Genomic DNA, 1872 nt, shown 5'->3' with positions numbered 1-1872 from the left:
GACGCCAGCGGATCAAACCTTCGAGAGCGTCGATGGAGCCCTCGGCGCCCATGATCGGCTGATAGTGGAGCTCCAACTCGCCAAGATAGACGGCCGCGCGCAGTTCGCGCTCCACGAGCCGGCGATAACGCTTGTCCGACAGCATCTCCTCGTCGAAGACCGTGACACGACCCCGGCCAGCCGCCTTGCTTTCGTAGAGCGCGAGATCGGCAAGCAACATCAATTCGGTGGGGTTGGAAGCGTGCAGCGGCGCAAGCGCAACCCCCAACGAGATCGACAGCGGAACGACCTTGCCTTCATGCCGCTTTCCGGCCCGCATCGCGTCGAGCAGCCGGCGGACATCCTTGTTGAGGGCAGCCGTGTCGCCATGCGGGACGATGACGCCGAACTCGTCGCCGCCCAGCCGTCCGATAAGGCTGTCGTCAAAGATGCGCTCAGCCTCCTTGACCACATAAGCGAGCGCGAGGTCGCCGAACTGGTGGCCGAAGGTGTCATTGAGCTGCTTGAAATGGTCGAGGTCGATCAACAGAAGGCTCGCTTGCCGGCGGTTGCGCAAGGTGCCCAGACTGTCGCTCAACGCTTCGAGGAAATAGCGCCGGGTCATGGCGCCGGTCATTGCGTCGACGCTGAGGAAGCGGTGCTTCTCGGCTTCGGCGTCCGCCGCCGACTGCAGGCGCTGGACGACGCTCGAGCGCATATACATCAGCACCAGCAGCGCCAGGCCGGTCGATATCGCCGACAAGGCGAGAGCCGTGGCGCGCGAGGCATCTTCGGTCAGTCCGAAGGCGGCAATTGCCGTAGCGGCGATGCTCGCCACGAGCAGTGCCTGAATGCCGCGGTAAATCCTGCCGCTATGATCCTTGATTGTCGCCAAGATGCTCATGTCCGCGCCCCCCACAGCACGGGCCATGGCTAGAGCCGAGCGGTTAAAAAGACATTGAGCGCGGCGACTGTCTTGCTTCGTTCCCCAATGCTCGGCCGACTGCCTCATTTTATGGTTAAAAAGCAACAATTTATGACAGTATTTTAAACAGCTGACAGAAAGATTTGACGCACCACTAAAGCTGCTTCGACGCTGTCATCATTGGCAGCGGAAAGACCCGTTGCACTAGCCTCATAGCCGGTTGAAACTACATCCTGAGATGCGCCGCTTCCGGCTTGCTGTTTCGTCAACGATTGAGGATTTGAACGATGAAGATCATTGCGTGCGGCAGCGTGCCGACGATCATTGCGCCGGAAAAGTATTTCACCGGCAAGGTGCTGCAGACACCGATCATCGAGAAGGAGGCGCCGGCGCGGCTCAGGGCGACGCTGGTCAGCTTTGAACCCGGCGCGCGCACCCATTGGCATACGCATCCGCTTGGCCAGACGCTCTATGTGACTTCGGGCGCCGGGCTTGCGCAAACGTGGGGCGGGCCGATCGAGGCGATCAGGGCGGGCGACGTCATCTCGTTCGCGCCGGGCGAAAAGCACTGGCACGGCGCCGGGCCGAAAACCACGATGACGCATGTCGCCATGCAGGAGGCGATGGACGGCGTCCACGCCGATTGGCTCGAGGCCGTCTCCGACGAGCAATATGGCGGCTGAGCGCCGTCAACAAAAACCCGGCGCGCGAAGCCGGGTTTTTTTTATCTGGGTGGCTACGCTGCCGTTCAGGTCAGCGATGCAGTAAAACGCTGGATGCGGGTGCAGGCTTCCTCCAGCAGCGTCTCCGACGTCGCATAGGAGATGCGGAAGTTCGGACCAAGGCCGAAGGCCGAGCCGAACACCACCGCGACACCCTCGGCGTCGAGCAGCTCCGAGCAGAAAACCTCGTCGCTGTCGATGACCTTGCCGGCCCTGGTCTTCCTGCCGATCAGCTCAGCGCAGGAC

At 61.8% G+C, this 1872-nt stretch carries 3 protein-coding genes; 1 reads left to right on the top strand and 2 read right to left on the bottom strand.

Going from position 1 to position 1872, the window contains the following annotated elements:
* Positions 1-883, bottom strand: an 883-nt coding sequence (locus tag EOA38_RS35365; protein WP_127301398.1) for a GGDEF domain-containing protein, incomplete at its 3' end; no start/stop codon positions are given.
* Between the two features lie 308 nt (positions 884-1191).
* Here EOA38_RS35365 and EOA38_RS35360 point away from each other — a divergent pair.
* Entirely contained in the window at positions 1192-1587 is a 396-nt protein-coding gene (locus tag EOA38_RS35360; protein WP_126092440.1) for a cupin domain-containing protein, read from the top strand.
* A 65-nt stretch (positions 1588-1652) separates the two neighbouring features.
* Here the strand turns inward: EOA38_RS35360 and EOA38_RS35355 are convergent.
* Positions 1653-1872 (bottom strand): aminotransferase class I/II-fold pyridoxal phosphate-dependent enzyme (locus EOA38_RS35355; RefSeq protein WP_127301397.1); only part of this gene is annotated, 220 nt, incomplete at its 5' end.

Origin of the sequence: Mesorhizobium sp. M1E.F.Ca.ET.041.01.1.1 (assembly GCF_003997355.1) — a bacterium.
GTDB lineage: Bacteria > Pseudomonadota > Alphaproteobacteria > Rhizobiales > Rhizobiaceae > Mesorhizobium.
The sequence above is the reverse complement of the archived record's forward strand: the minus strand, read 5'-3'. Positions and strand labels throughout refer to the sequence as shown.